The sequence below is a fragment of the Streptomyces sp. LUP30 genome, assembly GCF_001746365.1.
GTDB lineage: Bacteria > Actinomycetota > Actinomycetes > Streptomycetales > Streptomycetaceae > Streptomyces.
Window position 1 is genome coordinate 20,838 of record NZ_MJAJ01000013.1, and the last position, 24,133, is coordinate 44,970.

Below are 24,133 nucleotides of genomic sequence, written 5' to 3' on the forward strand. Positions count from 1 at the left end.
GCGTCCAGCCCGGTGCGCGCCCGACACCCCTACAACTCGGGGGCGCTCACACCCGTACGAGTGAGGGCGTCGACGACGGCGTCCACCACGGCCTCGACGTCGGGCACCCAGGGCGAGGCCGAGCCGGGCAGTGGCGCGCGCTCCCACCGGATGTCACCGCGGCCGGTCTCCGACGGCGGCAGCGCGATGTATCCGCCTTCGCCGTGGAAGCGCAGCGAGCCGGGGACGAAGTCCTTGGCGTAGAGCAGCTCGCCGAGCTGCTCCATCGAGTACGGCCGCACCAGGAAGAACCAGCGGGTGGGAGAGGCCACCACCGGGCCGAGGCGCATGCCCTGCTGGTCGAGCGCCACGAGCGCGCGCGAGGCGGCGAGGGCCGGGAGGCTGACCGCGCAGGGCGCCGTGCCCCCGGTGGCCAGGATGATCGGTGACGTCGGCCGGTTGCCCCACCACCAGCGCACCATGCGGGCGTCGGTGGTGGCCGCGAGGAGGCCGGGATCGAAGGGGTGGGCGCCGGGGACCGTGCACTCCGGGTCGGGGCACGTGCAGCGGGACGTGCTCCGCTGGTCCGCCGTCGCCCCCGGGAGGACGGGCCACTGCCACCGCGTCGCGAACGTCAGGGCCGCGTCGAGCAACTCGGGGCCTCCGTCGTTGCGCCGGGACAGGAGCCTGCGTCGCTTTCCGAGGATCTCGCGCATGAGCGCTCGTTCCTTTCCGTTGCACCGCTGGCAACACCGTGGGTCTCATCACACCATGTGTCGATCACTTCACTGTGCGTACCTTGTGGCGCATCACACCCCTGTCCTGGACAAGGGGGACCCCTCAGGGTCGAGGTGGCGGCTGCTTCCGCGGCCACTCCGTCCGACTTGCGTCCCTCTCATGCCTGGGCGTGGCGTGGGGTGGCGAAGTCTGGCGTTTAGCGTCGCGCGTATTTCTCTCCGCCTCCGCCACGGGAGGATGGGGCACGGTCGTCGATGACTATGACGCCCGGTCCGGTCACCAGGTTCCGGGAGACTCCCTACGAGCTCCCGCCGACCCCGGCCCTTACCGAGTACGTACCCATCGCGACCGCTGTGACGCTCCGTCGAGCAAACCCAGTCGACCGCAATCACCCGTTACCCGAGGCAGTTTTAAGCCAACTTTGCATTTTCGCAAGGGAGCCGGAAGAACCGTGCGTGATTCTCCCAAAGACCCCGCGGACACCAGTAATCCCAGCAGGACAATGCTGGACATCCCCTCACGAGTGCGTGTACATGTGGAGACACCGCTAGCGGCGCAGAATGACATGGGGGTTTGCGATGCTTTTGAGCAATACGCTCCGGTCCGAGAGCCGGACGCCATGAACGCCCCTCACCCTCCGAAAGTGGCTGGAATCGATTCAACGGTTCCCTCGCCCGCACACACTGTCCCGCCCGCGCCCGCCGCCACGGGCCCCACGACGGTCCCGGCGCCCCCTTCCACCCCCTCGATCCCCGCCGGTCCCGGGGCCGTCCTGACGGACCGGCTCGCCGGCTGGGTCTCGGACCTCACCACTCTCCACGAACTCACCGAACGCCTGGCCCGCACCGACGTGCTGGCGGACGCCATGACGGAGTTTCTGCACGCCGGAGCCGCCCTCGTGGGCGCCCGCCGCGGTCTCGTGGTCCTGGAGCCCGCCGACCGGCTCGGCCCCGACACCACGATCGGCCTGGGCCTCGGCCGCGCCGACCTCGGCCACATCGAGACCGTGCCGCGCAGCGTCCTGTCCTACGGCCGGATCCTCGACGGACTGCCCGGCGGCGAGGGGGAGATCGCCGAGCCCGACCTGCTCGCCGGGGACGGCCTGGACCCCCGCCACCGCGAGGTGGCCGCCCGCCTCGGCTACGCCGCCAGCTACGCGCTGCCGTTGAGGGCGGACGGCGCGCCGGGCCGCCTCGGCGCGGCCGTGTGGCTCTACGACGAGCCCGCCGAGCCCGGCGAACGCCAGCGCCATCTGGCCGGCCTGTACGTCCGGTACGCGGCCGAGCATCTGGCCCGGCTGGTGGAGCTCGAACGCACACGCGTGTGCATGAGGACGATGGCCGAGGAACTGCTGCCGTCCCGGCTGCCGAGGGTGCCCGGCGTCCAGCTCGCCGCCCGGCACCGCACCGGCCCGCGCGCGGGCGGCGACTGGTACGACGCGCTGCCGCTGCCGGACGCCGCGCTGGGGCTGGCCGTCGGCTCCGTCACCGGGTCCGGGCCGAGCGCCGTCGCCGCGATGGGCCGGCTGCGCGCGTCCCTGCGGGCGTACGCCGTGATGGAGGGCGAGGACCCCGTCGCCGTCCTGTCCGACCTGGAACTGCTGCTGCGGCTGACCGAACCCGCACGGTCCGCCACCGCCCTGTTCGCCTACTGCGAGCCCGCCCTGCGCAAGATCACCCTGGCCGGCGCGGGACACTGCCCGCCGCTGCTGGTCGGAGAACGGCGCACGGAGTTCGTGGAGACCTCCGTCTCCGCGCCGCTGGGCATGCTGGCCTGCTGGGAGGCGCCCAGCGTGGAGCTGGAGGCGGAGCCGGGCGAGACGGTCCTGCTCTACACCGACGGTCTGCTGCACCGCACCGGCGAGCCCGTCGACCGCGCCTTCGCCCGGCTGCACGCGGCCGCCGCCGGGGTGCCGAGACAGCTGCGCCACGACCCGGGCGCGATCGCCGACCACGTGCTGCGCACGGTCCTGCCGGAGGGGCTGGCCGAACAGGACAGCGACGAGGACGTGGTGCTGCTGGCGGCCCGCTTCGAGTAGCCCGGCGACGACAGCGGGTGACCGCCCCGGCAACAGGTCCTTCGCCCCTGGGCCCCCTTACGTACGACCGTACGATGGAGGGGGTCCAGTGCCGTATCTAGGAGGATGACCGTGGCCGACGAGCTCACCCCGGAGACCCCGGAAGAGTCGGAAGAGCCCATCAAGCAGCGGAAGAACGGCCTGTACCCGGGCGTGTCCGACGAGCTGGCCGAGAGCATGAGGTCGGGTTGGGCCGACACGGAGCTGCGCGACCTCGAGCCGATCGCCCAGGCCGCCGAGACCGCCGCCCGCCGTGCCGCGCTCTCCGCGCGGTTCCCGGGCGAGCGTCTGGTGATCCCCGCGGGCAACCTGAAGACGCGCTCCAACGACACGGAGTACGCCTTCCGCGCCTCCGTCGAGTACGCGTACCTGACCGGCAACCAGACCGAGGACGGCGTGCTCGTGCTGGAGCCCGTCGCCGACGGCCACCAGGCCACGATCTACCTCCTGCCCCGCTCCGACCGCGAGAACGGCGAGTTCTGGCTGTCCGGCCAGGGCGAGCTGTGGGTGGGCCGTCGGCATTCGCTCGACGAGGCGGAGCAGCTGTACGGCATCCCGGCCTCCGACGTGCGCGAACTGGCGGACCGGCTGCGCGAGGCCACCGGGCCCGTACGGGTCGTGCGCGGCCACGACGCGGGCATCGAGGCGGCCCTGACCGACAAGGTCACCGCCGAGCGCGACGCGGAGCTGCGCGTCTTCCTCTCCGAGGCCCGTCTGGTCAAGGACGGGTTCGAGATCGGTGAGCTGCAGAAGGCCGTGGACTCGACCGTGCGCGGCTTCGAGGACGTCGTGAAGGTCCTCGACCGGGCCGAGGCGACGAGCGAGCGCTACATCGAGGGCACGTTCTTCCTCCGCGCGCGGGTGGAGGGCAACGACGTCGGCTACGGCACCATCGCCGCCGCGGGCCCGCACGCCTGCACGCTGCACTGGGTGCGCAACGACGGGCCGGTGCGCTCGGGCGACCTGCTCCTGCTGGACGCGGGCGTCGAGACCCACACGTACTACACGGCCGACGTCACGCGCACGCTGCCGATCGACGGCCGCTTCACCGAGATCCAGAAGAAGATCTACGACGCCGTGTACGAGGCCCAGGACGCCGGGATCGCCGCGGTGCAGCCGGGCGCCAAGTACCGCGACTTCCACGACGCGGCACAGCGCGTGCTGGCCGAGCGGCTCGTCGGGTGGGGCCTGGTCGAGGGTCCGGTGGAGCGGGTCCTGGAGCTCGGGCTCCAGCGCCGCTGGACGCTGCACGGCACCGGGCACATGCTCGGCATGGACGTCCACGACTGCGCCGCCGCGCGCGTGGAGTCGTACGTCGACGGCACGCTGGAGCCGGGCATGGTGCTGACGGTCGAGCCCGGACTGTACTTCCAGGCCGACGACCTCACCGTGCCCGAGGAGTACCGGGGCATCGGCGTCCGGATCGAGGACGACATCCTCGTCACCGAGGACGGCAACCGGAACCTCAGCGCCGCGCTGCCCCGGCAGTCGGACGAGGTCGAGAGCTGGATGGCTTCGCTCAAGGGCTGACGGGTCGGCGGGTCGACGGGCTGACGTCGGCGACGGCCGGCCGCGCGAGGAGCGGCCGGCCGTCGGACGACCTGCGGTCGTGGGGCCCGCGGTCGTGGGGGCCTGCCCGCCGTGCGGGCTGTGTGGCGTGCGGGCTGCGGGTTGTGCGGGCTGCTCGCGCGGTGGCCCGCCGGGGGGGGGTGGTTGTGGACCTGTATGTGGAAGCGGACTCCGCCGAAGGGCGGCGTGCCGGGCTCGAACGCGCCCTGCGGGACGCCGTGCGCGACGGGCGGCTCCCGCCCGGGACACGGCTGCCCGCCACGCGACGGCTCGCGGGCGAGCTCGGGATGTCGCGGACCACGGTCAAGGCCGCCTACGACCAGCTCGTCGCCGAGGGCTACCTCACCGCCCGGCAGGGGTCCGGCACACAGGTCGCGCCGCTGCCCCCCGTCGCCGCCGAACCGCCGGAGGCCGCCGCACGCGCGCGTGCGCCGCGCCACGACCTGCGGCCCGGCAGCCCCGACGTCGGGACGTTCCCGGCCGCGGCATGGCTGCGCGCGCTGCGCCGCGCCCTCGCGACGGCGCCCTCACCGGCGTACGACTACGGCGACCCGCGCGGCCGCATCGAGCTGCGCACCGCGCTGTCGGGGTATCTGGGACGGGCGCGGGGCGTCGTCGCGCCGCCGGAGCGGATCGTCGTCACCTCCGGGTACGTGCAGGGCCTCGCGCTCCTCACGCGCGTGCTGGGCGACGCCCCGATCGCCATGGAGGACCCCGGTCTGCCCTTCCACCGCGAGGTCGTACGGCACAACGGCGGAACCGTGACGGCCGCGCCGGTCGACGAACGCGGGGTGCGGGTCGGGGAGCTGGGCGACGCGGGGACGGTCGTCGTCACGCCGGCCCACCAGTACCCGACGGGCGTGACCTTGCACCCGGCCCGGCGGCGGGCGCTGACGGAGTGGGCACGCGCGCGTGACGGGATCATCGTCGAGGACGACTACGACGGGGAGTTCCGCTACGACCGGCAGCCGGTCGGCTCGCTGCAGGGCATGGCGCCGGGGCAGGTCGTCTATCTGGGCACCGCCTCCAAGACGCTCGGGCCGGCGCTGCGGCTCGGCTGGATGGTGCTGCCTGCGCACCTGGTCGACGCGGTGGCCGACGCCAAGCTGCACAGCGACCACCACACCGAGTCCATCGGGCAGTTGGCGCTCACCGAACTGATCGTCGCTCACACCTACGACCGTCATGTGCGCGCGTGCCGGCTGCGCTACCGGCGCCGCCGTGACCTGCTGCTCGACCGGCTGGGCGCGCGCCGGGGTGTGCGCGGGATCGCAGCCGGGCTGCACGCGCTGGTGGACGTGGGCGACGAGGAGGAGGTGCTGGCGCGGGCCGCCGCGGAGGGGCTCGCGGTGGGCCGCCTCGGCGACCACTGGCACGACCGCGGCCGGGAGGGCGCGGGGGAACGGCCGCAGGGGCTGGTCGTCGGCTACGGCACGCCCAGAGAGCGGGCGTACCCCGAGGCGCTGGAAGTGCTGGCGAAGGTGCTCGAAGGGAACTGAGCCGGAGCACCGGGAACGCGATCGACCGGGGGCGGCCGGGAACCGTCGTCGGGCCGAACGTCCATGCGTCGTGGGTGCGTGCGCCGTGGGTCCGGGGGTCCGGGGGTCCGAGGGTCCGTGGGTCCGAGGGTCCGTGGGTCCGTGGGTCCGTGATTGGGCCACTGAACAGTCCTCGAAGTGGTTCTGCCCACCGGTCCAACACGCCTCTAGCGTCGTTCCCATGACGACGAAGACTCCCCCGCAGCGGGCCGCGACGCGGCGGACGGCCCCCCAGCGGCTGCTCGCGCTCGCGCAGTTGAGCAACTCGGTGGGGGACGGCGCCTACTACACGACGTCGGCCCTGTACTTCACCCAGGTGATCGGTCTCGCTCCCGCGCGCGTGGGGCTCGGGCTGACCCTCGGGTGGGCGGTGGGCTCGCTGGCGGGAGTGCCGCTGGGACGGCTGGCCGACCGGCGCGGGGCGCGCGGGACGGCGGTGCTGCTGGCGCTGGCGACCGCGCTCACGGTGGCGTCCTTCACCCTGGTGCGCGACTTCGTGCCGTTCGTCCTCGTCGCGTGCGCGTACGCGGCCGCGCAGTCGGGGCTCGCGGCGGCCCGCCAGGCGCTGCTGGCCGGCCTGGCGCCCGCCGGGGAGCGGACGGGACTGCTGGCGCGGCTCCAGGCGACCCTGAACGCCGGTCTGGCGGTCGGCGCGGGACTCGGCGGGCTCGCGCTGCACGCCGGGACGCGGGAGGCGTACCTCGCGGTGTTCGTGGTCGACGCGGTGAGCTTCGTGGTGTGTGCGCTGCTGCTCGCCGGACTGCCCCGGGTCGCTCCCGGTACGGCGCGCCCGGGCGGGAGCGCCCTGGGCGTGCTGCGCGACCGGCCCTACGCGCTCGTGGCGCTCCTCAACACGGTGCTGCTGCTGAGGATGGCGCTGCTCAGTCTCGTGCTGCCGCTGTGGATCACCGAGCGCACCGGTGCGCCCGCCTGGCTGGTGTCCGCGCTGTTCGTGCTCAACACCGCCGCGGTGACGGTGTTCCAGGTACGGATGGCGCGGGGTGTGAGCGGGCTGGAGAGCGCCACGCGCGCGGTGCGGCGCGCGGGGTGGGTGATGTGCGCCGCGTGCGCGGTGTTCGCCCTGTCCGCCGGGGCCTCGCCGTGGGTGGCGGCCGGCGTGCTGGTGCTGGGGTCGGTACTGCAGGCAGCGGCCGAGATGGGGCAGTCGGCGGGTTCGTGGCAGCTTTCCTTCGACCTCGCTCCTGCCGACCGCGTCGGCGAGTACCAGGGGCTGTTCGGCACGGGCGTCACGGTGGCCCGCACCCTCGGCCCCCTGGTCCTGACCTGGCTCCTGGTCGAGTGGGGCACTCCGGGCTGGCTGCTGCTGGGCGCGGCGATGGTGGCGGCGTCGTACGCGATGGGACCCGCGGCGCGCCGGGCGGCCGCCGGGCGGACGACGCCGGAACCGCAGCAGCCGGCCCCGCAGCAGCCGGCCCCGACGACGGCCTGACACGCCGGGCTATGGCATCGCGGTGATTTCCTTGCCGTGCAGGTGACCTGACGGCCGGTCACACAGCGATCAGCGGGGCGTCCTTGCGCCACTTGAGGATCTTGTCGAAGCTCACCACGGCTCCGACGCGACCCGGTTTGTTGCCGATGTGGACGTGGTCGGCGAGCTCCTGGATGAGGAAGAGGCCCCGGCCGTGCTCGGCTTCGGCGCTCATGCGCACCGGTGCGGGCGCGGGACGTTCGGCCGTGAACCCGGGGCCCGAGTCGGCGACCTCGATCCGGCACTTCTCGCCGTCGAGGTAGGCGGTGACGCGGTACGCCTCCGAACAGCCGCCGTGCGCGGTGTCGCCGCCGTGCTCGACGGCGTTGGCGCAGGCCTCGCTCAGGGCCACGGAGAGGTCGTAACTGACGTCGGGATCGACGCCCGCCGTCTCCATGGTGCCGAGCAGCAGGCGTCGGGCGAGCGGAACGCTCGCAGCCTCGCGCCGCAGATGGAGTGACCACCAGATGCTCATGCTCCAGCCTCCTGGCTGCGGCTCGACATACCGATACGTATTGCCGCACCGAGCCGTATGTAAGCGCGATTTCCCCGTGATGCCGCCCATATGGGGGATGCACGCAAGCCAGGAATCGGTGTATGCGGGACTCGCCAGCATCAGTAGTACCAGTCATACCAGAAGGTGATCTTCCGCATCGTGGGGACCTTATGGACCTGCCGTGTGGCCGCGGTAAGGCCAGTGCGATGATGAGCCCGCCATGACTGCCCCCCACAGCGAACGCTCCGGTCGCGATCTACGGCTGCTGCGAGCCGCGGTGTTCGCCGCGGTCTGCGTCGTGCTGGCCGCGGCCGGGCACTCGACGGCCTCCTGCGTCGTCGTCCCGCTGTGGACGCTGGGCGCCGGGTTCCTGGGCGTCCTCGTGGTCGTGGCGCCGCTCGCCGGGCGCGAGCGCTCGCTGCCCGGCATCGCGGCCCTGCTCGCGGTCGGGCAGAGCGCGCTGCACACCCTCTTCGGACTCGGCCAGCACACCGTCACCGCGTCCGCCACGCTCTCCGCCGACGCCTCCGCCCGGCTGTCCGGGGCGGACGCCACGCTCGTCGCCCGGGCGGCCCGGCTGGTGTGCGGGGCCACGGCGGCCGCACTCAGCCCGGCCGAGGCCCAGAAGATCCTGGTGAACGCCCGGCTCTACCCCGTCGGAACCGGCGGCGGCGGTGACAGCACGACGGCCATGGGCGGCATGTCCGGGATGGGCTCGATGCGCAATCCGGCGGACGCCCTGTCCGCGGCCGGCTCGCCGTTCCCCCTGCTGCCCTCCCTGCCGATGCTGCTGGGCCACGTTCTGGCGGCCGTCGCCGCGGGCTGGGTGCTGCGACGCGGCGACACGGCCCTGCTGCGGCTGCTCGCCCTGTCGGCCCACGGAGTCGCCGAGGGCGCGCTCGTACGGTCCCTGCGCGGGGCGCTCGCGCTGGTGCGCGCCCTGCTCGCGGGGCTGCCGGCCGCGCCCGGAACGGGCCCGCGCGTCCCGTGCGCCCCGCTGCTCACTCCGGCCGCTCCGCGCATCACCACACTCCAGCACTCGGTGATCAGGCGAGGACCGCCGCACGTCTGCGCTCTCGTCCTCGCTGCCTGACGCGACACGACCAGCACTCCACCACGACCGGGGAGAGCGGCCGCCGTCGTGCGGCACGCGCGCGTGCGCACAACCGTGCACACGCTCCTCAGCCACAGACTCACTCAGAGTGGAGCGCTCTCTGTCATGAAGGCCTCTCGTATCGCCGCTCGTGTCGCCGCCGCCGCTGCCGTCTCCGGAGCCGGCGTCCTGGCGCTGTCCTCGCCCGCCCTCGCCCACGTCAGCGTCGCCGCCGAGGGCGCCGCGGCCAAGGGCGGCTACGCGGTCGTCGACTTCAAGGTCCCCAACGAGCGGGACAACGCCTCGACCGCCAAGCTCGAGGTCGCCTTCCCGACCGACCACCCGCTGGCCTCCGCGATGCCGGAGCCGATCCAGGGCTGGAAGATCGACGTCACCAAGGCGAAGCTCGCCAAGCCCATCGAGGTGCACGGCAAGCAGATCTCCGAGGCGGTTTCCAAGATCACCTGGACCGCCACCGGCGGGGGCGTCAAGCCCGGCTTCTTCCAGAAGTTCCCGGTGTCCGTCGGCGCGCTGCCCGAGGACGCCGACGAACTGGTCTTCAAGGCGATCCAGACGTACTCCGACAAGGAGGTCGTCCGCTGGATCGAGGTCCAGGAGGACGGCGCCGAGGAGCCCGAGAACCCGGCCCCCGTGCTCGCCCTGACCGCCGCCTCCAAGGACGGCCACCACGGCGCCGGCGCCGAGGACGCCTCCGACAAGTCCGACGACGCCAAGGCGACCGCGACCGAGGCGGCCTCCGACTCCGACGGCACCGACACCACCGCCCGGGTCCTCGGCGTGGTCGGCATCGTCGTCGGCGCCGCGGGCGTCGCGTACGGCGTGCTCGCCGGCCGCCGCCGTACCACCACCACCGCCACCGCCACCGAGGCCTGACCCACGCCCGCGTCGGACGGCCGCCGCCGCCCGACATCGGCTCCCGACGGTGCGCACCGGGGTGCACGGCCTTCCGTACACCCCGTCCGTACAGCTGCTCCGGGCCCCCGGTGCGCACCGGATTTCACACATCTGGGACGTTTCTCTATGCGCAAGAAGACGTACGCCGTGGCCGCGCTGTTCGCGGCCGCCACCCTCACCCTCTCCGCCTGCGGCAGCAGCGACAGCGGCAGCCCCGTGGCCTCCGTCTCCCAGGAAGCCGGGCAGCGGCCCGTCACCGTGCTCGACCAGCCCTTCACCAAGCCCGCCCTGGTGCTCACCGACACCCAGGGCAAGCCGTACGACCTCCGCAAGGAGACGGCCGGCCGACCGACGCTGATCTACTTCGGCTACACCAACTGCCCGGATGTCTGCCCGCTGACGATGAACAACATCGCCGTCGCCAAGAAGCAGCTGCCCAAGGCCGAGCAGGACGCGCTGCGCGTCGTGTTCGTCACCACCGACCCGGACCGCGACACCCCGGCGGCGCTCGGCGCATGGCTCAAGGGCATCGACCCCGAGGTCGTCGGCCTGACCGGGAAGTTCGCCACCGTCCAGGCCGCCGCCTACCGCCTCGGCATCACCGTGGAGGCACCGCACAAGGACAAGAACGGCAAGATCGTCTCCACCCACGGCACCCAGGTCGTCGCCTTCTCCCCGAAGACGAACGCGGGCTACCTGCTGTACGGCGAGGACGCCACGGTCGACGACTACACCAAGGACCTTCCCAAGATCGTCAAGGGGGAGAACCCGTGAGGTCGACACGGACCGCGCGACTTCTCGCCGCACCGACGGCCGTGGTCACGAGCGCCCTGCTGCTGGCGGGCTGCGGGTCGGACGCGGACGGCACCGCGGAACTGTCCGTTCAGGCCGCCTACATCCCGCAACCCGTCTCCGACACCATGGCCGCCGGCTTCCTCACCGTCGTCAACAAGGGCGACGCGAAGGACGAGCTGACCTCCGTCACCAGCTCGACCGCGGGCCATGTGACCCTGCACAGGACCGTCGGGTCGTCGATGGAGCAGGTCAGCTCCCTCGACGTGCCCGCACACGGTCAACTCGTGTTCAAGAGCGGCGGGAACCACCTGATGTTCGAGATGCTGAAGAGCAAGCCGGTACAGGGCGAGACCGTGACCGTCCAACTGCACTTCGCCGCCTCCGACCCCCTCAAGGTCGAGATGCCGGTGAAGTCCGCCACGTACAGCCCCAAGACCGGCCACTGAGGGAGGGACCACCTTGACGCAGACCATCGCCCCCCGCGTCCGGATGCTCGTGCTGCTGTTCCTGGCGGTCGCCGGAGCGCTCCTGGCCGGCGCCGCACCCGCGTCCGCGCACGCCGCACTGACCGGCAGCGACCCCGCGCAGGGGGTGGTGGTCGACAAGGCGCCCACACAGGTGTCGCTGACCTTCTCCGAGACCGTCTCGATGAACGACGACTCCGTTCGCGTCCTGGATCCCCAGGGGGCCCGGGTCGACAGCGGCAAACCGTCCGAGGTCAGCGGCTCCACCTACGCCGTCCAGCTGCACTCCGGGCTGCCCGACGGCACGTACACCGTGACCTACCAGGTCGTCTCCGCCGACAGCCACCCCGTCGCCGGCGCCTACACCTTCTCCATCGGCTCCCCCTCCAAGACCACCGTGTCCGTGTCCGACCAGGTGGCCGGCGGCGGAGTCGTCGGCTGGCTGTACGGCTTCGGCCGCTACATGTCGTACGCCGGGTTCATCGTGATGGTCGGCGGGGCCGTCTTCGTGCTGGCCTGCTGGCCGCGCGGCACCGGGGTACGCGCCATGCAGCGGCTCGTCCTCTCCGGCTGGCTCGCGATGACCGCCGCCACCCTGTTCCTGCTGCTGCTGCGCGGCTCCTACGCCGGCTCGGGCAAGCTCGGAGACGTCTTCGACCTCGACCTCCTCGGGCAGGTCCTGCAGACCAAGACCGGCGCGGCCCTCGTCTCCCGGCTGCTGCTGCTCGCCGCCGCCGCGCTGTTCATCGCCGTGCTCTTCGGCGCCTACGACAAGCGGGAGGACGAGGAGAAGCGGGACCTGACCTTCGGGCTCGCGATCGGCGGAACCGTCGTGTCCGCCGGGCTCGCGGCGAGCTGGGCCATGGCCGAGCACGCCTCGACCGGGTTGCAGCCGGGCATCGCGATGCCCGTCGACGTGCTGCACCTGCTGGCCGTCGCCACCTGGCTCGGCGGACTCGCCGCGCTCCTCGTCGCGCTGTACCGGGCGCCCGCCGACCGCCCCGTCGAGGGCGCCGCCGTCCGCCGGTTCTCCCAGGTCGCCTTCGGCAGCGTCCTCGCCCTGGTCGCCACCGGCGTCTACCAGTCGTGGCGTCAGCTCGGCTCCTGGTCCGCCTTCACCGACACCCGCTACGGACAGCTGCTCCTCGTCAAGATCGGGCTCGTCTCGCTGCTCGTGGGCATCGCCTGGATCTCCCGGCGGTGGACCTCGCGCCTGGCGGACACGACGACCAAGACGGCGGCCGGGACGACGGCCGCACCCGCGGTCTCGACGGCTGCCTCGACGGCTGCCGCTGCCGCCGCACGGACGTCCACGGCCGAGAAGTCCGTGGTCACGGCAGGCAAGCGGTCGGTTGACGCCAGTACCGCTCTCGCCGACGCCGGCGGGAGCGGTACCGGCGACGGCGACGGCGACGGCGACGGCGACGGCGACGGCAACGGCAACGGCAACGGCGACTCCAAAGACTCCAAGGCCGTCTCCGGAAGCGACAAGCGGGCCGCCCAGCTCGCCCGGCAGCGGGCCGCCGTCGACGCCACGCGCGAGAAGAGGCTGCGGGACTCCGACGCCGACCGCTTCGGTCTGCGGCGTTCGGTGCTCGCGGAGGCCGGTGTCGCCGTGGTGCTGCTCGCCGTGACCACCGTCCTGACGTCGACCGAGCCCGGCCGCACGGAGCAGGAGGCCGCCAGGGCCACCGCTTCCTCGTCGTCCGCCTCGTCCTCGTCGGACTCCGCCTCCGGCGCTCTGACGCTGGACATGTCCTTCGACACCGGCGGCACGGACGGCAAGGGTGTGGTCAGCGTCGACCTCGACCCCGCACGCGCCGGCGCCAACGAGATGCACGTCTACGTGACCCGACCCAACGGCCGCGCCTTCGACGTGCCCGAGGTCAAGGTCGCGTTCACCCTCGAGTCCAAGGACATCGGGCCGCTGCCCGTCGCTCCCGACCACATCACCACCGGCCACTGGGCGGCGAGCTCGGTGCAGATCCCCATGGCCGGCGAATGGAAGGTCGCCGTGACCGTGCGCACCTCCGACATCGACCAGGTGACCGTGTCCAAGAACGCTCAGATCGGCTGACCGCACCATGCCCGACCAGTCCCTCCCCGACGCCCGTACACCCGAGGCCCCCCAGCCCGGCGCGCGCACCGGCAAGGCCGGCACGCCCAAGGCCGGTGCCGCCGAGGCCCGCACGAACAAGGCCGGCACGAACAAGGCCCGCACGAACAAGGCCGGCACGAGCAGGGCCGGCGCAGCCAAGGCCGCCCATGCGTCCGTCGACGCGGGCGTCCAGTCGGACTCCGTCTCCGCCTCCCCGCCTCCTCCCGTCTCCGGGTCCCCCTCCGTCTCCGGCGAGGGGCTGACTCGGCGCAAGCTGCTCGGCACCGCCGGAGCGACCGGGCTCGTCCTCGGCGCCGCGGGCGCGGCAGCCGGATACGCCGCCGCCCCCGCGCAGGCCACCCCGCTCTCCTCGATCGGGTCCGGGCAGGCGATGTTCCACGTGAAACATCAGCCGGGGATCACCCAGGGCCTCCAGGCCCGTGGTCATCTCGTCGCCTTCGATCTCACCGCGGGAGCGGGCCGCAAGGAGGCCGCCGCGCTGCTGCGCCGCTGGTCGGACACGGCCCGGCGGCTGATGGCGGGCGAGGCCGCCGCGCACGACGACACCGATGTGGCCCGGGACGCCGGCCCCTCCTCCCTGACGATCACCTTCGGCTTCGGCAACAGCTTCTTCGCCCGCACCGGTCTGGAGAAGCAGCGTCCGGTCGCCCTCGACCCGCTCCCGGACTTCTCCTCCGACCACCTCGACAAGGCCCGGAGCAACGGTGACCTGTGGGTGCAGATCGGTGCGGACGACGCCCTGGTCGCCTTCCACGCCCTGCGCGCGATCCAGAAGGACGCGGGCAGCGCCGCGAAGGTCCGCTGGCAGATGAACGGCTTCAACCGAACGCCGGGGGCCACCGCCCACCCCATGACGGCCCGCAACCTGATGGGGCAGATGGACGGCACCCGGAATCCCAGAACGACCGACTCCGACTTCGACGAGCGCATCTTCGTCCCGGCCTCCGGCACCAAGGACCCGGCGTGGATGGCCAACGGCTCCTACGCCGTCGTACGCCGTATCCGCATGCTCCTCGACGACTGGGAAAAACTGTCCCTCAAGGCGCAGGAGCAGGTCATCGGACGTCGCAAGGCGGACGGCGCGGCCCTGTCCGGAGGGACCGAGACGACCGAGATGGACCTGGAGAAGACCGACGCGAACGGCGATCTGGTCGTCCCGATCAACGCGCACGCCCGCATCACGCGCCCCGACCAGAACGGCGGCGCGGCCATCCTTCGGCGGCCCTTCTCCTACCACGACGGCATCGACCCGGACGGCACTCCCGATGCTGGCCTGCTGTTCGTCTGCTGGCAGGCGGACCCCCTGCGCGGCTTCGTCACGGTGCAACGCAAGCTGGACCGGGGCGACGCGCTGTCCCAGTACATCCGCCACGAGTCGAGCGGCCTGTTCGCGGTACCCGGCGGGGCCGCGGAGGGGGAGTACGTGGGGCAGCGGCTGCTGGAGGCGTGAGGCGGCGGCTGACGGCCGCTGCTACCGCGGCTGCTGCTACTGCTGGTGCTGTTCCTGGTGCTCGTGCTGCTCCCGGTGCTGGCGACGGGCGAGCGGGGCTGCGGGGCTGCGGGACAGACGAAGTTACGGTCCGCGGCGCGGATTCATTCCTGCGAGGGGCACCTCGTGAGACGCGTGGGCCCGGATACGCAAGGGCCATTAGGGTGAGGTCATGCCAGCGAGCTATGCGTATCTCGGCCCCGAGGGCACCTTCACGGAGGTTGCCCTGCGCACGCTTCCGGAGGCGGCCACCCGGCAGCTGATGCCGTACGTGTCGGTGCAGTCCGCGCTCGACGCGGTCCGCTCCGGCGAGGCCGAGGCGGCGTTCGTGCCCATCGAGAACTCGGTCGAGGGCGGGATCACCACGACGCTGGACGAGCTGGTCGCCGGCGCGCCTCTGATGATCTACCGCGAGGTCCTGCTGTCGATCACGTTCGCGCTGCTGGTCCGGCCCGGCACCGAGCTGGCGGACATCAAGACGGTCTCCGCCCACCCGGCCGCGCAGCCCCAGGTGCGCAACTGGCTGAAGGGGAACCTTCCGGACGCCCTCTGGGAGTCGGCCGCCTCCAACGCGGACGCCGCCCGGCTGGTCCAGGAAGGCCGCTACGACGCCGCCTTCGCCGGTGAGTTCGCCGCCGCCCGCTACGGGCTGACCGCCCTGGAGACCGGGATCCACGACGCCGAGAACGCGCAGACCCGGTTCGTGCTGGTGGGCCGGCCGGCCCGGCCCGCCGCACCGACCGGCGCGGACAAGACGTCCGTCGTGCTGTGGCAGCGCGACGACCATCCCGGCGGCCTGCGTGACCTGCTGGGCGAGTTCGCCACCCGGGGCGTCAACCTCATGCTGCTGCAGTCCCGTCCGACGGGCGCCGGCATCGGCAACTACTGCTTCTGCATCGACGCCGAGGGGCACATCTCCGACCGCCGGATGGCCGAAGCCCTCATGGGACTAAAACGGATCTGCCGTGAGGTGCGTTTCCTCGGCTCGTACCCGCGTGCGGAGGTCGACGCGGCGGACGTCGAAGCGCCGTTGCCCGGGACGTCGGACGGGGAGTTCATGGCGGCTGCGGACTGGGTGGCGCGCTGCCAGGACGGCCGTTTCTAGCCTGCCCTACCCGTCCGCCATCGGTCCTACCTGCATATCTTCGTTATCCACAGAAGTTATCCACAGGGCAGCTTCTCGACCTGGGGACAAGTCGACAACGAAGCACCATTCAGTCGACAAATCGGTCCTCGTGCCCTCGGGGCGGCTCGCCACCCGCCCGTCACCCCTCGTCCACCTGTTTCCTTCGATCAACCCTTGAGGGCGACCCATTTCCACCCGAAAGTGGACTCGCACCGGGTTTGGGCAGGGAATTCTCCAGCGCGCGAAGAGGCATTGGAATGATCCATTCCGATGTCCACAGACCTTTCGCACACCCTGTGGATAACTCACACAGGGTGTGGATTCCTGTGGACAACTCCGCCCCCAAATCCCGTGCGGTGCAAGGAAGTCGAGTCAACGCGACGCCTGCCACATGCTCCGTCCCAGGGAGTGAGACACTCTTTATTGACACACTCGGCAATTACCCCATAACGCACCGTAAGTAGCGATTCGGAACGAACAGCGGAGGACGTCGGAACACTCGACGTGCGACGCGGGAATCTGAGTCGTGAGCCGCAACCCCGCACGGGTAGCCTTGGCCGCGTGATTGACCTTCGCCTGCTCCGTGAGGACCCCGACCGTGCGCGCGCCTCCCAGCGCGCCCGTGGAGAGGACGTCGCGCTCGTCGACTCCCTCCTCTCCGCCGACGAGCGGCGCAGGTCGTCCGGCGTCCGCTTCGACGAGCTGCGCGCCGAACAGCGGTCGCTCGGCAAGCTCATCCCCAAGGCCTCCGCCGATGAGAAGGCCGAACTGCTGAAGAAGGCGAGCCAGCTCGCCGCCGACGTCAAGGCCGCCGACGCCGAGCGCGACGCGGCTGTCACCGAGACGCAGGATCTGCTCCAGCGGCTCGGGAACCTCGTGCACCCCGACGTGCCCGTGGGCGGCGAGGAGGACTTCGTCACCCTCGAGACGCACGGCACGATCCGCGACTTCGGCGCCGAGGGCTTCGAGCCCAAGGACCACCTGGAGCTCGGCCAGATCCTCGGCGCCATCGACGTCGAGCGCGGCGCGAAGGTCTCCGGCTCCCGCTTCTACTTCCTCACCGGCGTCGGCGCGCTGCTGGAGCTGGCCCTGGTCAACGCGGCGATCGCGCAGGCCACGGCTGCCGGCTTCACCCCGATGCTGACCCCGGCGCTGGTGCGTCCGCAGTCCATGGCGGGCACCGGCTTCCTCGGCCAGGCGGCCCAGGACGTCTACCACCTCGACAAGGACGACCTGTACCTGGTCGGCACCTCCGAGGTCCCGCTCGCCGCGTACCACATGGACGAGATCATCGACGCGGACAAGCTGCCGCTGCGTTACGCGGGCTTCTCGCCCTGCTTCCGCCGCGAGGCCGGCTCGCACGGCAAGGACACCAAGGGCATCTTCCGCGTCCACCAGTTCGACAAGGTCGAGATGTTCTCGTACGTCCTGCCCGAGGACTCGCAGGCCGAGCACCAGCGCCTGCTGGCGTGGGAGAAGCAGTGGCTGTCCGCGCTGGAGCTGCCGTTCCGCGTCATCGACGTCGCCTCCGGTGACCTCGGCTCCTCGGCCGCCCGCAAGTTCGACTGCGAGGCCTGGATCCCCACCCAGGGCAAGTACCGCGAGCTGACGTCGACCTCGGACTGCACCGAGTTCCAGTCCCGCCGGCTGTCGATCCGCGTCCGCGAGGGCAAGCAGGTCCGCCCGCTGGCCACGCTGAACGGCACGCTGTGCGCCGTCCCGCGCACGATCGTCGCCATCCTGGAGAACCACCAGCAGGCCGACGGTTCCGTGTACGTACCCGAGGTGCTGCGCCCGTACCTCGGCGGCCGGGAGGTCCTGGAGCCGGTCGCCAGGTGAGCACCGTGTCTGCCGCCGGGGAGTTCCCCTACCGCCTGATCGCGACCGACCTCGACGGAACGCTGCTGCGCTCCGACGAGTCGGTCTCCCGCCGCACCCGTGACGCCCTCGCCGCGGCCACCGCGGCGGGCGCCGCGCACATCGTCGTGACGGGACGTGGGGTCCCGTGGACCCGGCACATCCTGGACGACCTCGGCTACGACGGCCTCGCGGTCTGCGGGCAGGGCGCCCAGGTCTACGACGCCGGTTCGCACCGCCTGCTGACCTCGGTCACCCTCGACCGCCAGCTCGCCGGCGTGGCACTGGCCAAGATCGAGTCGGAGGTCGGCCCGCTGCACCTGGCGGCCAGCCGTGACGGGCTCGACGGGGACGTGCTGGTGGGGCCCGGCTACGCGGTCACCGGGACGCTCCCGGCGACGCCGTTCACGGACGCGTCCGACCTCTGGTCGGCGCCGCTGAACAAGATCTACATACAGCACCCCGAGCTGTCGGACGATGCGCTGGCCGAGGCCGCACGGCAGGCCGCGGGCGGCTTCGTCACGGTCGCGATGGCCGGCGCGGGAATCGTGGAACTGCTTCCCCTGGGCCTGTCCAAGGCCACCGGCCTCTCCCTGGCCGCCCGCCGCCTGGGCCTGAAGGCCGCGGAGACCATCGCCTTCGGCGACATGCCCAACGACATCCCCATGTTCGCCTGGGCCGCCCACGGCGTGGCCATGGCCAACGCCCACCAGGAACTGCGGGCGGTCGCCGACGAGGTGACGTCCTCCAACGAGGACGACGGGATCGCCGAGGTCCTGGAACGCTTCCTGAGCTAGGGCGCGCGGGCCGGCCCGCGCGCCGGCCCGGGCCGGACATCCGGCTCACGGCGTCCGACTCACGGTGTCCGACTCATGGCGTCCGGTCATCGAACCGCGCGAACCACGGCCGTCGGTGTGGCTCGGGTCGCCTCGAGGCGACCCGAGCCACCCGCACCTCCGGCCGAGTCCCCGTGACAGCGTCTCGCTCGGCGAGTCGATGTCCGGCCACTCGGCCGATTCTCCGGGTGGGCGGCCCACGCGAGAGCGACATCGCGTGCTCGAAGCGGCCGCCCCGGGCAGCTCCCCTGTGAGGAGCGGGTTCGACGGAGGCGTAACTACTCCGGAACCCGCCACAGGCCGCCCTGAAGGGAGTTCGACGGACTGCCGTGCATGGGCATCGCCGAACTCCTCACCCAGTCTGTGTCGCCGGACGACTTCCGGCCGACCCGCGCCGTGCGGGTACGACCACTGTGCCCGGGAGGGCGAGTGGGACGCCACCGAATAAAACGCCCGTGCGACGGCCGGGGCCGAACCCGGAGACTACCGGCGGCGCCACCTGCGTCGACGCGCCTTGCTGAAGAACCAGCCCGCCGGCGGCTCGTCGGAGCGCCAGGGCTGTGGCTCGGGCGCCTCCGCACGCCACCGCGCGGCCAGCATCCGAGCACGGGCGGACGGCTCGGACGCCTCGGCGGCCCGTATGAAGTCCTCGTCCAGGACGAGGTCGTCCCAGAGGCCGTCCTCGGAACGCTCCCGGCCGCCGTTCATCGTGTCGTCGTCCGCCATCCCCGTCCTCCCCGCCGTACCCGTCCTCCGGACGCCGCGTGCTGCGTGCTGCGTGCTGCGTGCTGCGTGCTGCGTGCTGCGTGCTGCGTGCTGCGCCCAGTCTGCCGAGGAGCGGGTGAAGCCGCCGTCAAGAGCGGCCGCCCCGCGCCCCGGCAGGGCCGCTCACTCCTCGCCGGCGAGCGTCAGCGACCGCAGCTTCTGTCCCGCGTACCAGGTGGCCAGGACGGTCACCACGACCAGCAGCACCGTCGCCGTGGTCAGTCCGACGTCCGAGGTGACGAGGTCCCCGCCCGCCACCTTGTGCGCGACCGCCAGCGACCACTGCTGGACGCTGAGCGTGCGCGCGCCCGGCACCAGGGAGCCGAACAGGGCTTCCCAGACGAGCGCGTAGACGAGCCCGAACACCACCGCGTGCCGCGAGACGGTGCCGAGGAGCAGGAAGACGGCGGCGTACGCGATGGACGAGACCAGCGCGGCCACGGTGTAGGCGACGGCGATCTGCTGGCCGTTGCCGTTGAGGATGAACCCGGCGATCAGCGTCGGGAGAGCCGAGAAGACCATCGTCACCGCCACCGCCACGATCAGCTTGGTGAAGATGATCGTCGGCCGCTTCAACGGCTTGGACAGCAGATACACCACGGAGCCGTCGTCGATCTCGGGTCCGATCGCGCCGGTGCCCGCGATCACGCCGACGATCGGGACCATGGTGGCCAGCGCGAGGCCACCGAGCAGGTCGGACGCCGTCTGGTCGTCGGCCCCGGTGAGGCCGCGCACGACCACGGAGATCGCGATCAGCAGCAGGGGCAGAGCGCCGAGGATGAGAGCCCGGCGACGGCCGAGCAGGGCCCGGTAGGTGAGTCGGGCGACTGTGGGGTCGTACATCTTGGGCCTCCTACGCCGCGACGAGATACGAGAAGACGGACTCGAGGGACTCGTCGGACGGCGAGACCGTGAGCAGCCGGATGCCGTGGTCCCTGGCGACCCTCGGCAACAGGGCCGTGAAACGGCCGAAGTCGACGGCCTGGACGCGCAGTGCGCCCTCGGCGAGGTCGACCTCGATGCCGGCGGTCGACGGGTCGGCGATCAGCGCGGCCGCGAGGGCGCGGTCGTCACTGGAGCGCACCAGATAGCGGTGCGGACGGTCGGTCATCAGTCGGCGGATCTTGCGGAAGTCGCCGCTGGCCGCGTGCCGGCCGGCGACGACGACCTCGATGTGCCAGGCGAGCTGCTCGACCTCTTCGAGGATGTGCGACGAGAACAGCACCGTGCGGCCCTCGTCGCCCATGCGCCGCAGCAGGTCCATGAGCTGCATGCGCTGGCGCGGGTCCATGCCGTTGAAGGGCTCGTCGAGCAACAGCAGCGACGGGTCGTGGACGAGGGCGCTGGCCATCTTGACGCGCTGGCGCATGCCCTTGGAGTACGTCTGGATCTTGCGGTCCTGTGCGTACTCCATCTCGACGGTGGCCAGCGCCTTCTGGGCGGCCTTCGCCCCCAGTCCGTGCAACTCGGCGTTGGCGACGACGAATTCGCGGCCGGTGAGGAAGTCGTACATGGCCTCGCGCTCGGGAACGATGCCGATGTGCTTGTAGATCGCCTCGTTGCGCCAGACCGGCTGTCCGTCGAGGGTGACCGCGCCGGTGGAGGGGGCCAGGAAGCCGCCCATCATGTTGATGAGGGTGGACTTCCCGGCGCCGTTGGGGCCGAGCAGGCCGGTGACGCCGGGACCGATGGTCATGGTGATGTCGTTGACGGCGACCACGTTGCCGAACCAGCGGGAGACGTGGTCGATGCTGAGCGTGGTCACAGGCCCACCTTCCGGTAGCGGCGGATCAGGAGGCCGTAGCCTGCGGCGATCAGGCCGAGGAGGACGAGGACGTAGACGACGCCCTGTCCGTCGGAGGGGCCGACTCCGCCCGGGAAGGCGGAGGAGGCGCCCAGGAACGCCGACTGCACGCCGTCGATCAGCGTGACGGGGGAGAACAGGCCGATCCAGGGGATGGAGCCGGTGCTGTTCTGCGCCTCGGCGATGGCCTGGAGCGTGGAGACCGCGCCGTAGGAGATCGTCAGCACGGCGATGACGGCGGCGATGCCGAATCCCCGGCGCGGGGTCACCGAGGCGATGACCAGGCCGATCCCGGCGAAGAGCAGTGAGAGGAGTGCCACGGAGACGAGCCCCTGACCGAATCCCTTGGTCTGGTCGGCGAAGTCGAGCTTGGCCAGCAGGGCGCCCACGTAGAGCACCAGCAGCGGGGCCGCGGTGAGCACGAAGAGCGCGGAGGCCAGGGCGGCGAACTTGGCGCGTACGTAGTCCGCTGTCTCGATGGGCCGCGAGAAGTACAGCGGCACGGTCTTGAAGCGCAGGTCGCGCGAGACGGACTGGGGCGCCTGCGAGGCGACGTACAGGCTGATCACGGCCTGCATGATGATCGCGTAACGCGTGTAGTCGACGGGCAGTTCCTTGGCCTTCGTGGCGACCGCGACGGCGACCATGATGGCGGCGGGCACGCACATCACCACGAAGAGCAGCATGGGCAGCACCTTGGACTTCACCGAACGGCCGAGGCCGTAGGCGCCGCGCAGGGACTGCGAGTAGAGGGAGCGGCGGGCGTAGGCGCGGCCCAGCCGGGGGCCGTCGTAGCTGCGGTAGCCGATGTTGTGGATGCGGGTCTGGTCTCCCGCGGCGGCGGTGACCGGGTGCTCAACTGCCATGGCCGACGGCCTCCTTCCGCTGCTGGTCGTTTTCGGCGTCGCTGTCGGTGAAGACCTCGGAGATGTGGTGTCTGCGCTGTTCCATGCGGACCAGGCCGAGGCCCAGGTCGGCGACCGCGTCCCGGACGACGTCGTACGTCTCCTCGCCCTGCGCGGTGAGCAGCAGGACGTGGCCGGCGCCGGGCAGGGCGCTGTTCGCGTCGAGGACCTCGACCCCCCGCGCGCGGAGCGCCTCGCGCACCGCGTGGGTGCCGTCGGGATGCGCGTCGGTGTCGGTGACCTCGATCGCGAGGGTGGTGGTGGTCTGCGTGAAGTCGGTGGTGGAGCTGGAGCGCAGGAGCTTGCCGCCGTCGACGATCACGACGTGGTCGCAGGTGCGCTCCAGTTCGCCCAGCAGGTGGGAGGTGACCAGGACCGAGATGCCGAAGTCGGTGTGGATGCGGCGGATCAGGCCGAGCATCTCGTCGCGGCCGACCGGGTCGAGGCCGTTGGTCGGCTCGTCCAGGAAGACCAGCTGAGGGTCGTGGACGAGGGCCTGGGCGAGCTTCACCCGCTGCTTCATGCCGGTCGAGTAGCCGCCGATGGGCCGGTAGCGCTCCTCGTACAGGCCGACGTGGCGCAGGGTGTCCGCGGTGCGCTCGCGCGCGGCGGTGGGCGGCAGGCCGGACATCCGGGCCATGTGCACGACGAACTCGGTGGCCGAGACGTCGGGCGGCAGGCAGTCGTGCTCCGGCATGTAGCCAACGCGTTCGCGAATTTCGGCGCCCTTGCTCGCGACGTCGAGGCCGAGCACCTCGGCTCGGCCCTCGGTCGCGGGCGACAGACCCAGCAGGATCTTGATCAATGTGGACTTGCCGGCCCCGTTGGCTCCGACGAGCCCGGTCACACCGGGTCCGACGTCCACGGAGAGCCGGTCAAGAGCGGTCACCCGGGGGAACCGCTTGCTCAGGCTTTCGGTCGCGATCACAGTCACGTCCTCAAAAGTAGTGACGCACACCACGAAAATCATCAGACCTCAGAGCCGTCTTCGCCTCAGCCCTCAGATGTACGGGCACGTAGGGGATGCCATGCCTGAGAGCTACGGGGCCGAGGATGCCGCGGACGTGGCGTCCAGCGGCCCGACACCGCCTATTGACGCAGCCTCTAACAACTGTCACATTCGGTGATGTCAAGTTACGGGCGCGTAGCGCAGTCGACGTGACCGCAAGGCGTTCGGGACCGGCGGGACGGGGTGGCATGACGACGACAGCGGGGACATCCGGCGCATCGGCGGCCGCGACAGTGACGGCTACGGCTACGGCTACGGCTCGCGAGCTCTCCGCCGAGCTGCGGGGATTCCGGCAGGTGCAGCAGCTCGCGTATGCGGCCGCACAGGCCGTCGCCGCCGCACTGCGACCGGGAGTGACGGAGCGCGAGGCGGCGCGGATGCTGCGGGAGTGGTGCGGCGAGCAGGGTGTGCGCGACTGGTTCCACCTGCCGTTCGCCTGGTTCGGGGACCGCACGGCGTTCACCGGTTTCCGGATCCCCCTGCAGTTCTTCCCGACGGACCGCCGGCTGGAGCCGGGGATGCCGTTCATCCTCGACCTGGCGCCGGTGTACGAGGGATACACGGCGGACGTCGGCTACTCGGGAGCGCTCGGTGGGCACCCGGTGCAGGAGAGGCTGCTGGCCGATCTGGAAGCACACCGGGAGCTGATCCTGCGCGAGGTGCGCGAACGGCGGTCACTGCGCGAGATCTACGCCGACGTCGACCGCCTCATGGTCCGCCAGGGATACGCGAACCGGCACCGCGCCTACCCGTTCGGCGTGATCGCGCACAAGGTGGACCGCGTGCGGGAGCGCCGGTTCTCGCCCCGGGTGTTCGGGTTCGGCGCGCAGTCGCTCAAGGGGCTGGTCTCCGACGCGCTGCACGGCCACCGCGAGGGCTGGTCCCCTCTCTGGTCGCCGTACCGGTTCTCCGACCATCCGCCGCAGCCGGGGCTGTGGGCGGTCGAACCGCATCTCGGGTTCCGGGGTACGGGCGCGAAGTTCGAGGAGATCCTCGTGGTCACCGACTCGGACGACCCACGCGAGAGCGCCTTCTGACTGGACGACGATCTGCCGCACGTACGGCGTTGG

Annotated in this window: 21 protein-coding genes; 14 read left to right on the top strand and 7 right to left on the bottom strand. The window is 71.7% G+C overall.

Features of this window, described 5'->3' with window-relative positions:
- Positions 1-29: 29 nt before the first annotated feature.
- Complete coding sequence (locus tag BG482_RS13455; protein WP_069769235.1) at positions 30-695, bottom strand: bifunctional DNA primase/polymerase; 666 nt, start codon at positions 693-695, stop codon at positions 30-32.
- A 524-nt stretch (positions 696-1,219) separates the two neighbouring features.
- Here BG482_RS13455 and BG482_RS13460 point away from each other — a divergent pair.
- From BG482_RS13460 to BG482_RS13475, 4 genes are all read left to right on the top strand, one after another.
- Positions 1,220-2,755, top strand: coding sequence for a PP2C family protein-serine/threonine phosphatase (locus BG482_RS13460; protein ID WP_079141784.1), 1,536 nt, complete (start codon positions 1,220-1,222; stop codon positions 2,753-2,755).
- Between the two features lie 111 nt (positions 2,756-2,866).
- The gene (locus tag BG482_RS13465) at positions 2,867-4,324 is read left to right on the top strand and encodes an aminopeptidase P family protein (protein WP_069769335.1); all 1,458 of its coding nucleotides are present in this window, start codon (positions 2,867-2,869) and stop codon (positions 4,322-4,324) included.
- 197 nt (positions 4,325-4,521) lie between these two features.
- Positions 4,522-5,862 carry a PLP-dependent aminotransferase family protein gene (locus BG482_RS13470; protein ID WP_370745782.1) on the top strand — a complete coding sequence of 447 codons (1,341 nt, stop codon included), beginning with the start codon at positions 4,522-4,524 and terminating at the stop codon, positions 5,860-5,862.
- A gap of 220 nt (positions 5,863-6,082) precedes the next feature.
- Positions 6,083-7,351 (top strand): MFS transporter, encoded by a 1,269-nt coding sequence (locus tag BG482_RS13475; RefSeq protein ID WP_069769238.1) that lies wholly within the window; start codon positions 6,083-6,085, stop codon positions 7,349-7,351.
- Positions 7,352-7,409: 58 nt separating this feature from the next.
- Here BG482_RS13475 and BG482_RS13480 read toward each other — a convergent pair whose 3' ends face one another.
- The gene (locus tag BG482_RS13480) at positions 7,410-7,865 is read right to left on the bottom strand and encodes an ATP-binding protein (protein WP_069769239.1); all 456 of its coding nucleotides are present in this window, start codon (positions 7,863-7,865) and stop codon (positions 7,410-7,412) included.
- A 241-nt stretch (positions 7,866-8,106) separates the two neighbouring features.
- Here BG482_RS13480 and BG482_RS13485 point away from each other — a divergent pair, with 241 nt between their 5' ends.
- The 9 genes from BG482_RS13485 to BG482_RS13525 all read left to right on the top strand — a co-directional run bounded on the left by BG482_RS13485 (position 8,107) and on the right by BG482_RS13525 (position 18,541).
- Positions 8,107-8,979 (top strand): hypothetical protein, encoded by an 873-nt coding sequence (locus BG482_RS13485; protein WP_069769240.1) that lies wholly within the window; start codon positions 8,107-8,109, stop codon positions 8,977-8,979.
- Positions 8,980-9,105: 126 nt separating this feature from the next.
- Positions 9,106-9,873 carry a YcnI family protein gene (locus BG482_RS13490; RefSeq protein ID WP_069769241.1) on the top strand — a complete coding sequence of 256 codons (768 nt, stop codon included), beginning with the start codon at positions 9,106-9,108 and terminating at the stop codon, positions 9,871-9,873.
- A 147-nt stretch (positions 9,874-10,020) separates the two neighbouring features.
- A complete protein-coding gene (locus BG482_RS13495) occupies positions 10,021-10,668 on the top strand; it encodes an SCO family protein (protein ID WP_069769242.1) in 648 nt (215 codons plus the stop codon).
- Positions 10,665-11,135, top strand: coding sequence for a copper chaperone PCu(A)C (locus tag BG482_RS13500; protein ID WP_069769243.1), 471 nt, complete (start codon positions 10,665-10,667; stop codon positions 11,133-11,135). Before BG482_RS13495 ends, BG482_RS13500 begins: the two co-directional genes overlap by 4 nt.
- Positions 11,136-11,148: 13 nt before the next feature.
- On the top strand, positions 11,149-13,230 hold the full coding sequence (locus BG482_RS13505) for a copper resistance CopC/CopD family protein (protein ID WP_069769244.1): 2,082 nt from the start codon (positions 11,149-11,151) through the stop codon (positions 13,228-13,230).
- Between the two features lie 7 nt (positions 13,231-13,237).
- Complete coding sequence (gene efeB / locus BG482_RS13510; RefSeq protein ID WP_256096350.1) at positions 13,238-14,722, top strand: iron uptake transporter deferrochelatase/peroxidase subunit; 1,485 nt, start codon at positions 13,238-13,240, stop codon at positions 14,720-14,722.
- Between the two features lie 211 nt (positions 14,723-14,933).
- Entirely contained in the window at positions 14,934-15,866 is a 933-nt protein-coding gene (gene pheA, locus BG482_RS13515; protein ID WP_069769245.1) for a prephenate dehydratase, read from the top strand.
- 582 nt (positions 15,867-16,448) lie between these two features.
- Complete coding sequence (serS, locus tag BG482_RS13520) at positions 16,449-17,726, top strand: serine--tRNA ligase (RefSeq protein WP_069769246.1); 1,278 nt, start codon at positions 16,449-16,451, stop codon at positions 17,724-17,726.
- Positions 17,723-18,541, top strand: coding sequence for an HAD family hydrolase (locus BG482_RS13525; RefSeq protein WP_107450534.1), 819 nt, complete (start codon positions 17,723-17,725; stop codon positions 18,539-18,541). The genes serS and BG482_RS13525 overlap by 4 nt, the downstream gene beginning before the upstream one ends.
- Before the next feature lie 522 nt (positions 18,542-19,063).
- On the opposite strand, the gene BG482_RS13530 is transcribed toward BG482_RS13525, so the two are convergent.
- The 5 genes from BG482_RS13530 to BG482_RS13550 all read right to left on the bottom strand — a co-directional run bounded on the left by BG482_RS13530 (position 19,064) and on the right by BG482_RS13550 (position 22,982).
- The gene (locus tag BG482_RS13530; protein ID WP_069769247.1) at positions 19,064-19,306 is read right to left on the bottom strand and encodes a hypothetical protein; all 243 of its coding nucleotides are present in this window, start codon (positions 19,304-19,306) and stop codon (positions 19,064-19,066) included.
- Positions 19,307-19,468: 162 nt separating this feature from the next.
- Positions 19,469-20,188, bottom strand: coding sequence for an ABC transporter permease (locus BG482_RS13535; RefSeq protein ID WP_069769248.1), 720 nt, complete (start codon positions 20,186-20,188; stop codon positions 19,469-19,471).
- Between the two features lie 10 nt (positions 20,189-20,198).
- The gene (locus BG482_RS13540; protein WP_069769249.1) at positions 20,199-21,110 is read right to left on the bottom strand and encodes an ABC transporter ATP-binding protein; all 912 of its coding nucleotides are present in this window, start codon (positions 21,108-21,110) and stop codon (positions 20,199-20,201) included.
- Positions 21,107-22,015 (bottom strand): ABC transporter permease subunit, encoded by a 909-nt coding sequence (locus BG482_RS13545; RefSeq protein ID WP_069769250.1) that lies wholly within the window; start codon positions 22,013-22,015, stop codon positions 21,107-21,109. The genes BG482_RS13540 and BG482_RS13545 overlap by 4 nt, the downstream gene beginning before the upstream one ends.
- The gene (locus BG482_RS13550) at positions 22,005-22,982 is read right to left on the bottom strand and encodes an ABC transporter ATP-binding protein (protein ID WP_069769251.1); all 978 of its coding nucleotides are present in this window, start codon (positions 22,980-22,982) and stop codon (positions 22,005-22,007) included. The genes BG482_RS13545 and BG482_RS13550 overlap by 11 nt, the downstream gene beginning before the upstream one ends.
- Positions 22,983-23,251: 269 nt before the next feature.
- On the opposite strand from BG482_RS13550, the gene BG482_RS13555 reads away from it, so the two are divergent.
- On the top strand, positions 23,252-24,100 hold the full coding sequence (locus BG482_RS13555; protein WP_079141785.1) for a M24 family metallopeptidase: 849 nt from the start codon (positions 23,252-23,254) through the stop codon (positions 24,098-24,100).
- Positions 24,101-24,133: the final 33 nt, after the last annotated feature.

Bases quoted from the DNA above. Each gene is read 5' to 3' on its own strand.
- BG482_RS13475 (WP_069769238.1), top strand. From the start codon at position 6,083: ATGACGACGAAGACTCCCCCGCAGCGGGCCGCGACGCGGCGGACGGCC.
- BG482_RS13480 (WP_069769239.1), bottom strand. From the start codon at position 7,865: ATGAGCATCTGGTGGTCACTCCATCTGCGGCGCGAGGCTGCGAGCGTT.
- BG482_RS13490 (WP_069769241.1), top strand. From the start codon at position 9,106: ATGAAGGCCTCTCGTATCGCCGCTCGTGTCGCCGCCGCCGCTGCCGTC.
- BG482_RS13455 (WP_069769235.1), bottom strand. From the start codon at position 695: ATGCGCGAGATCCTCGGAAAGCGACGCAGGCTCCTGTCCCGGCGCAAC.
- efeB (WP_256096350.1), top strand. From the start codon at position 13,238: ATGCCCGACCAGTCCCTCCCCGACGCCCGTACACCCGAGGCCCCCCAG.
- BG482_RS13530 (WP_069769247.1), bottom strand. From the start codon at position 19,306: ATGGCGGACGACGACACGATGAACGGCGGCCGGGAGCGTTCCGAGGAC.
- BG482_RS13535 (WP_069769248.1), bottom strand. From the start codon at position 20,188: ATGTACGACCCCACAGTCGCCCGACTCACCTACCGGGCCCTGCTCGGC.
- BG482_RS13555 (WP_079141785.1), top strand. From the start codon at position 23,252: ATGACGACGACAGCGGGGACATCCGGCGCATCGGCGGCCGCGACAGTG.
- pheA (WP_069769245.1), top strand. From the start codon at position 14,934: ATGCCAGCGAGCTATGCGTATCTCGGCCCCGAGGGCACCTTCACGGAG.
- BG482_RS13545 (WP_069769250.1), bottom strand. From the start codon at position 22,015: ATGGCAGTTGAGCACCCGGTCACCGCCGCCGCGGGAGACCAGACCCGC.
- BG482_RS13485 (WP_069769240.1), top strand. From the start codon at position 8,107: ATGACTGCCCCCCACAGCGAACGCTCCGGTCGCGATCTACGGCTGCTG.
- BG482_RS13460 (WP_079141784.1), top strand. From the start codon at position 1,220: ATGCTGGACATCCCCTCACGAGTGCGTGTACATGTGGAGACACCGCTA.
- BG482_RS13495 (WP_069769242.1), top strand. From the start codon at position 10,021: ATGCGCAAGAAGACGTACGCCGTGGCCGCGCTGTTCGCGGCCGCCACC.